Genomic DNA, 7,656 nt, shown 5'->3' with positions numbered 1-7,656 from the left:
TCAACCTGCCCTGGTGGTTCTGGAACATGTTCGGCGAACAGGGCGTGTTCCTGTTGAGCAGGGCGGAGAAGGGGAAGTAGTGACCGTCACACTCCTGGATGGTCCGAAGGACCAGACCCGGAATCTCGAGATTCCGGGTTCGATGCTGCGCATCGCCCCGGAATGACGGTTTAAGCCATCGATCTCGGATCCCGTACCGGCCATCTCCCGGCCTCGGCCAGCGCAATGAAACGCTCCACCATTTCGTTGAACAGCGCTGGCTCCTCCAGATTGAGAACGTGGCCGCTCTTCGGAAAGAAAGTCAGCCCCGCCGCCGGCAAATGCTGCTTCAGGAACAGGCTGGGCTCGATGCAATTGTCGTCCTCGTCGCCGCAGATGATCAGGGTCGGCGTCGGGACTTTCCTGATGGCGTCGGTCAAAGTGTAGATCGAGGGCCGGCCACCCTGAAAACTGCGCATGGTGTTGGCCGAGCCCCTGGCATCGTGTCGCGCCAGGGCCGCGTAGAAGTCTGCGTGGCCGCGCGGATCCTTCACCAGGAACGGAATCCGGCTCGGCGCCTCGCGCGTCGCTTTCGCCACTTCCACCGAACCGATCTCCTCATACTGTTCGCCATTGGCCTGGCACTGGCTGCGGAACGCCTCGAGGTTTTCCAGGCTAGAGCCCGAGCCGACGCCTGCCAGCGTCAGCGACAGCGCGCGCTCCGGAGCGTTGAGGCCGATCTGCAGCGACGAATAGGCGCCCATCGACAGCCCGACGAAATGCGCTTTTTCGATCTTCAGGTGATCGAGCACGGCCAGCGCGTCGGAATAGAAATGCTTGTAGGTGTAGAGCTCCTTCGATGCGGGCACATCGGACGGCGTGTAGCCGCGCGCGGAATAGGCGATGCAGCGGTGGCCGCGCGAAAAGTAGCGCATCTGCGGCTCCCAGTTGGTATGGTCGGCGGCGAATTCGTGCAGGAAGATAACAGGCGTTCCCGAGCCTGCTTCCTCGAAATAGAGCCGGACATTGTCGCTGCTGACGGCATAGGGCATTTGCTTGTTCCTCTCATGGGGCCGGTCGCGAAAATCGCAGTTAATGCTGTTGTCCGCAATGAGGCTGAACCGATCATTTTCGTCACTGAATGATCGCGGAATGACCCCGAAGCGTTTCCGCACCGCCGCATCGCGTCTTGCTCTCGCCATACCGCGCCCCGCATTACGACCCTGGATATCGGTTCAGGAGCCGATGGGAACTGGGGGTGTGGTGTGTCATAGAGGATCAAGTCGAGTATGGTTCAGTTGGTTGTTGCGTTTCGCCGGTCGCTTCGTGTGGTTGCGCTGGCTTCGTGTTCGGTGGCACTGGTCCTTATCGCTTCTCCGGTTCAGCAAAGCCGGAAAATGGCGCAGGGCGACACGCTCACGCGCATCAGTTTGGCCATCATGCCCGGCACCATGACAGGCATCATCGTCATCATCGCCATATCGCGCGCGTTTCGCAGGCGCGGGGGTTTGCCGATCCGCAAGCCGGCTTCACGCCGAACGGCGCCCCCGGCGATACGGCAATCTACGGCGGATTCGGCCAACCGAACGTGCTCTCCGAAACGCGCCGGTCGCGGCGCGTCGCGCGTGCCTCGCGCTGGGAGCGCGGCGTGGTGCGGATGCAGGCGCGCGGCATTGCCAATGCCAAGGCGAGCGCCGCACCCAGCACCCGTTATCTCGGCGGCAACCCGACCGGTCGCGGCCGGCTGTGGTGTGCGCGATTCATGAACATGGTCCTGGAGCGGGCGGGTCACCGCGGCACCGGCTCGGATATCGCGCGTTCGTTCGCGGGCTATGGCCAGCGCGTCTCCGGCCCGCAGGTCGGCGCCATCGCCGTGATGGGCCGGGGCCGTGGCGGTGGCCATGTCGGCGTGGTCAGCGGCATCGACGCCTCTGGCAATCCGATCGTGGTGTCCGGCAACAATGGCAACCGGGTCAGGGAGACGCCGGTCTCACGCGGCCGGATTTACGCCTACGTCATGCCGAACTGAGCCTACAAGAGCTTCGGCTGTTCCACCGCAATCGTATCGCCGACGCCGATGGTGCCGCCGGCGATTACCTCGGCATAGACGCCGCATTCGTTATGGCCGAGCCGCTGCGTCAGCGCCTGCGGGATGCCGAGGTCGCGCGCGGCGGTATCGGGATCGACATTGACGGCGGCGCAGCGGGTGATCCGCTTCACCACTTTCAGGCGCGTCTCGCCGATCGCAAGGGTCTGGTCGAGCAGGTCGAACTCGTGCCATGCCGGCCAGCCCTCGACATAGAGGTTGGCGCGGAACCGCAACGGGTGCACCGGCTGGCCGACGATGTTCTCGATCGCCCGCAGGCTGGCGAGATTGATGATGGAGACCACCTTGCTGGCGATATCCGAAAAACTGTACCCATCGCTGGAGAGAATCTTTGGCGGTCCCTTGATCGACCCGGCATAGCTCTCCGCGAAAAACCGCTCGATGGCGGCCCGGCCCTCGGCAGTCTCCAGATTGCCCTGGGCGACGACCGCGCCATCGCGGCGGATGGTCAGGACATTGGTGGCATCGTCGAAATGGCTGTGCAGCGCCGCCAGCCATTCGTCCCGCATCAGCATCAGGAAATAGGCCTTCACCATCCATTTCGGCGCGGCGGGATCGAAGCCGCTGGGGCCGTTTTCGATGGCGTAGCGGCGGTCGGCCGGAAGCGTCTGGCCGACGCCCAGGGTGACGTTTGGCAGGGCTTCCGGGGAGAGGCCTTTGACGGGATAGCGATAAAGGCTGGCGATCTGGGCAGGCGGGATGCGGGACATGCGGTTTCTTAAGAGATTCCCCGGCCGGGCGCCACCGCACACGAATTTGTGAGATTGCCTCTTCCGTTTGCGCAAACCCCTTCCCACATTTGGCTCAAGCCGGCGCGTAGCGTCGGCGACGCGGCCGCTGCCGATTGATGAGTGTCAATGCGCGCAGCGGAAACCCAGTGAAGATGCGGCGACCGTGCCTTAGGGGCGGAGCGGCAGGCTGAGGGAATGACCTTATGAATATCGAGAAATACACCGAGCGTGCGCGCGGTTTCATCCAATCCGCCCAATCGCTGGCCATGCGCGACGGCCACCAGCAGTTTTCGCCGCTGCATATGCTCAAAGTGCTGCTGGACGACAGCGAGGGCCTTGCCGGCGGTCTGATCGACCGCGCCGGGGGCAATTCCCGCGCCATCCTGAAGGCGACCGAAGACGCGCTCAACAAGCTGCCCAAAGTCTCCGGCAGCGGCGCCGGGCAGGTTTATCTCGCCCCCGAACTGGCGCGCGCGTTCGATGCCGCGGAAAAGGCCGCCGAAAAGGCCGGCGACAGTTTTGTCACGGTCGAACGGCTGCTGCTGGGCCTGACGCTGGAGAAGAACAGCGACGCCGGCGGCATCCTCAGCAAGGGCGGCGTCACGCCGCAGAACCTCAACGCCGCGATCGAATCGCTGCGCAAGGGCCGCACCGCCGACTCCGCCACGGCGGAAAACGCCTATGACGCGCTGAAAAAATATTCCCGCGACCTCACCCAGGCGGCGCGCGACGGCAAGCTCGACCCGGTGATCGGCCGCGACGAGGAAATCCGCCGTACCATCCAGGTGCTGTCCCGCCGCACCAAGAACAATCCCGTCCTGATCGGCGAGCCCGGCGTCGGCAAGACCGCGATCGTCGAAGGCCTGGCGATGCGGATTCTCAATGGCGACGTGCCGGAAAGCCTCAAGGACAAGAAACTGCTGGTGCTCGATCTCGGTTCGCTGATCGCGGGCGCCAAATACCGCGGCGAGTTCGAGGAGCGGCTGAAGGCCGTGCTGCAGGAGGTCACGTCGGCCGAGGGCAGCATCATCCTGTTCATCGACGAGATGCACACGCTGATCGGGGCCGGCAAGGCCGACGGCGCAATGGATGCGTCCAACCTTCTGAAGCCCGCGCTGGCGCGCGGCGAATTGCATTGCATCGGCGCCACCACGCTCGACGAATACCGCAAGCACGTCGAAAAGGACGCCGCACTGGCGCGCCGGTTCCAGCCGATCTTCGTATCCGAGCCGACGGTCGAGGACACCATCTCGATCCTGCGCGGCCTGAAAGACAAATACGAGCAGCACCACGGCGTGCGCATCACCGATTCCGCGCTGGTGGCGGCGACCACGCTGTCGAACCGCTACATCACCGACCGGTTCCTGCCCGACAAGGCGATCGACCTGATGGACGAGGCCGCGGCGCGGCTGAAGATGATGGTCGATTCCAAGCCGGAAGAGCTCGACTCGATGGACCGGGAAATCATCCGGCTGAAGATCGAGCAGGAAGCGCTGAAGAAGGAAAGCGATGCCGGCTCGAAGAGCCGGCTGCAGACGCTGGAAACCGAACTCGCCGAACTCGAAAAGAAGTCCGCCGACCTGACCTCGCGCTGGAGCTCGGAGAAGAACAAGCTGTCGAATGCGCAGAAGCTGAAGAGCGAGCTGGAGGGATTGCGGCTCGAGCTCGATGAAGCCAAGCGTCGCGGCGAGTACCAGCGTGCCGGCGAGCTTTCCTATGGCCGGATTCCCGAGCTCGAGAAGAAGCTTGCCGAGATCGAAGCCAACGAAAACGCCGGCGACATGATGGAGGAGGCGGTCACCGCCAACCACATCGCGCAGGTGGTGTCGCGCTGGACCGGCGTGCCCGTCGACAAGATGCTGGAAGGCGAAAAGGACAAGCTGCTGCGGATGGAAGACAGCCTCGGCAACCGCGTGGTCGGCCAGGCCGAGGCGGTGCATGCGGTTGCAACCGCGGTGCGCCGGTCGCGCGCCGGCCTGCAGGACCCGAACCGCCCGATGGGCTCGTTCATGTTCCTGGGTCCCACCGGCGTCGGCAAGACCGAACTGACAAAAGCGCTCGCCGAATATCTGTTCAACGACGAGACCGCGATGGTCCGCCTTGACATGTCCGAATACATGGAGAAGCACTCGGTCTCGCGGCTGATCGGTGCGCCTCCGGGCTATGTCGGCTATGACGAGGGCGGCGCGCTGACCGAAGCAGTGCGGCGGCGGCCGTACCAGGTGGTGCTGTTCGACGAGATCGAGAAAGCCCATCCCGACGTCTTCAACGTGCTGCTGCAGGTGCTCGACGACGGCCGCCTGACCCATGGCCAGGGCCGCACCGTCGACTTCCGCAACACACTGATCATCATGACCTCGAACCTCGGTTCGGAGTTCCTGGTCAACCAGCCGGAGGGCGAGGACACCTCAGCCGTGCGCGAGCCTGTCATGGGCATGGTGCGCGCACACTTCCGCCCCGAATTCCTCAACCGGGTCGACGAGATCATCCTGTTCCACCGGCTGCAGAAGAGCGAGATGGGCCGGATCGTCGAGATCCAGTTCTCCCGGCTCACCAAGCTGCTGGAGGAGCGCAAGGTCGTGCTCACGCTGGATGACGCGGCGCGCGATTGGCTCGCCGCCAAGGGCTGGGACCCCGCCTACGGCGCCCGCCCCCTGAAGCGGGTGATCCAGCGCCACGTGCAGGATCCGCTGGCGGAAATGATCCTGGCCGGCGAAATCGTCGACGGCGACCGCGTCGCGATCTCGACCGAGGGCAACGTGCTGACCTTCAACGGCAAGGCGCCGCAGACCGCCGAGATCGCACAATTCGAGGCGCCGGCGCCGAAGCGGAAGCTGCATTGAGGTAACTTGGAGCCCTCTCCGCGGTGTGGAGAGGGCTGGCCCTGCCCGAACCTGCTTCGAAAAGCCTGCCTGGATAGCGCGTTTGCGAAGGCTGAATCGTACCTCAACTTCGACGTGCATCGCGTCGTATACCGGGTCACGGGTGTTGTTCAAAAGAGACACGCTGCGCGATTTATCGTCCTGGCTGTAGAAACTCCTTGAACAACCCGTCACATGGTAGCCACAATCCTTAACGGGGAGTTAAGGGGTACGGGGCATGCGTGGCGTGGGGGAGTTGCGTCGTCGAGGAATGGCGGTTGTCGCCTTAGTGCTGGCGGGCCTGACTTTGTCGGGTTGCGTCTCGGTGTCGGACGGACCGGAACGCCTCTATCCGGTTGCTGTCGAAACCCAAGCTATTAGAGATACCATTCCGCGAATTGATTTTATCGAATTTGTAAGGATGAGCGAGCCGGAACGCTTTAAATATCGAAATGACTGGATCGCAGCCAGGATGTACGCGAGCGACATTCAGTATACCGTATACGAGACAGGTTTGACGAAAGAACGCCAGAACGTAGGGTTTGGCTCGACTGTCGCAACCCTCGGATTGACGACCGCGTCTCAGCTTTTTACGCCGGTGGTGACCAAGAATGTGCTCTCAGGGGCGGCTGGATTAGTAACTGGTACGCGCGCCGCATACGAGAATGACATCTTGTTGGCGCACAGTGTGCAATGGATTCAATCGCAAATGCGCACGCAGCGGTCGATCGTTGCCGAACGAATTTTCCGAGGGATGAAGCTCTCGACTTCCAGCTATCCACTGGCCACTGCTCTGACCGATCTTGAGGATTACTATCGAGCCGGAACTCTTACCGGCGGCATCCTTGGGACGTCTGACGCTTTGGGAGCTGAGGCGAGACTTGCCGAACTGGCAAAACAAGACAGAGTCGAAGTAACGTTTGTCTCGACTGCCGCAGGAAAGGCGCTGGAAGCTTGTGTATTGCGTGTACCCGCTGGTGCTGCCAGAAAAGCGAAACTAAATCGACTTTTAGGTTTGATGAATGAGCCTGATGCTGCAATTGCGGCAAGGAAATTCGCTTTGCTCAGGATTGGTCAAACGCCAGCCGTAGCCGAAGGCTTATTGCGAGATGCAACACTTGCAGGAATTTGCCCCTAAAGGAGGACGGAATATGGCGAAACATATTGTGGCACGAGAAATTCCAAAGGACGAAGTCGATGGGATCGTGGAGATGTTTAGGGAGTTGGGAGCGACCGACGTAGTAAAAACAGAGCAGCCTGATAAGACTTTCACTGTGGAAGCTACGTTTGCCTAGGCACTGTCAATCGAACGTCCTCGCACAGTTGCGTTGAAGTCGATTTCTCATCTATGCAGATGATACGCGACCGCGCGATCCGGACCGATCTGTCGCAACATCGGTTCCTCGACCTTGCATATCGCACGCGGGCAGCGGGTATGAAACCGGCAGCCCGGCGGCGGGCGCTCGGCACTTCGCAAATGATCGCGCGGGGCCAGTGGCATCGACTTCGAGATCGCAGACCGGCCTCGCCGGCATCAAGGCTTGGACGCAGGAGCCGCAGCTCGCGACAGATGTCGTCGCGGCCGGCGACTCCGAAGATGCGCGTTTGTGTAGTTGGCTCAGTGCCGCGGCGGCGCAAAGCGCCCCAATCGGGTGAACTTTCCATCCTCCCGCATGGAAGACGGAAAGCTCGACTGCTGATCACCTACTTCTTCACCACCTTGTAGATCGCGTTCTCGATATCCGACGAGAAGTAGATCGTGCCCGACGCGCCGATGCCGACGCCGGTGGGAATGTCGGTTGGTAGGGCACGATAGTTCGCCGATTTAAACGGGGAATTCAGCGGTTGCTGACCTGCCGCACTGGCGCCGCCGGCGCGCCGGCATCGGACACGCGTGCGGGGTTGCCGCGATTGCTCATCTGGGCATCGAGGCGGTCGCGTTCCTTCTCGAAGTTCGCCATCAGCGGCCCTTCGAGCG

Annotated in this window: 6 protein-coding genes and 2 pseudogenes; 5 read left to right on the top strand and 3 right to left on the bottom strand. The window is 62.3% G+C overall.

What is annotated here, in order from left to right; translation table 11 throughout:
• Window positions 1-80 (top strand): annotated as a pseudogene (locus Q8N40_RS14435) (methionine biosynthesis protein MetW); the annotation flags it as partial.
• Window positions 81-170: 90 nt separating this feature from the next.
• Here Q8N40_RS14435 and Q8N40_RS14430 read toward each other — a convergent pair.
• Entirely contained in the window at window positions 171-1,031 is an 861-nt protein-coding gene (locus tag Q8N40_RS14430) for an alpha/beta fold hydrolase (protein WP_305712301.1), read from the bottom strand.
• Window positions 1,032-1,360: 329 nt separating this feature from the next.
• A complete protein-coding gene (locus tag Q8N40_RS26715; protein WP_371135705.1) occupies window positions 1,361-1,561 on the bottom strand; it encodes a hypothetical protein in 201 nt (66 codons plus the stop codon).
• Between the two features lie 126 nt (window positions 1,562-1,687).
• Between Q8N40_RS26715 and Q8N40_RS26710 the strand changes: the two are divergent.
• Window positions 1,688-2,008 (top strand): annotated as a pseudogene (locus Q8N40_RS26710) (TIGR02594 family protein); the annotation flags it as partial.
• A gap of 2 nt (window positions 2,009-2,010) precedes the next feature.
• Here the strand turns inward: Q8N40_RS26710 and Q8N40_RS14420 are convergent.
• Window positions 2,011-2,796: an MOSC domain-containing protein gene (locus Q8N40_RS14420; protein WP_305712300.1), complete on the bottom strand. Its 786-nt coding sequence runs from the start codon at window positions 2,794-2,796 to the stop codon at window positions 2,011-2,013.
• A 224-nt stretch (window positions 2,797-3,020) separates the two neighbouring features.
• On the opposite strand from Q8N40_RS14420, the gene clpB reads away from it, so the two are divergent.
• From clpB to Q8N40_RS14405, 3 genes are all read left to right on the top strand, one after another.
• On the top strand, window positions 3,021-5,660 hold the full coding sequence (gene clpB / locus Q8N40_RS14415) for an ATP-dependent chaperone ClpB (RefSeq protein ID WP_305712299.1): 2,640 nt from the start codon (window positions 3,021-3,023) through the stop codon (window positions 5,658-5,660).
• A 289-nt stretch (window positions 5,661-5,949) separates the two neighbouring features.
• Entirely contained in the window at window positions 5,950-6,816 is an 867-nt protein-coding gene (locus Q8N40_RS14410) for a hypothetical protein (RefSeq protein ID WP_305712298.1), read from the top strand.
• A gap of 13 nt (window positions 6,817-6,829) precedes the next feature.
• A complete protein-coding gene (locus tag Q8N40_RS14405) occupies window positions 6,830-6,973 on the top strand; it encodes a hypothetical protein (RefSeq protein WP_305712297.1) in 144 nt (47 codons plus the stop codon).
• The last annotated feature ends 683 nt before the right edge of the window (window positions 6,974-7,656 follow it).

This window comes from Bradyrhizobium sp. (assembly GCF_030693485.1).
Taxonomy (GTDB): domain Bacteria; phylum Pseudomonadota; class Alphaproteobacteria; order Rhizobiales; family Xanthobacteraceae; genus Bradyrhizobium.
The sequence above is the reverse complement of the archived record's forward strand: the minus strand, read 5'-3'. Positions and strand labels throughout refer to the sequence as shown.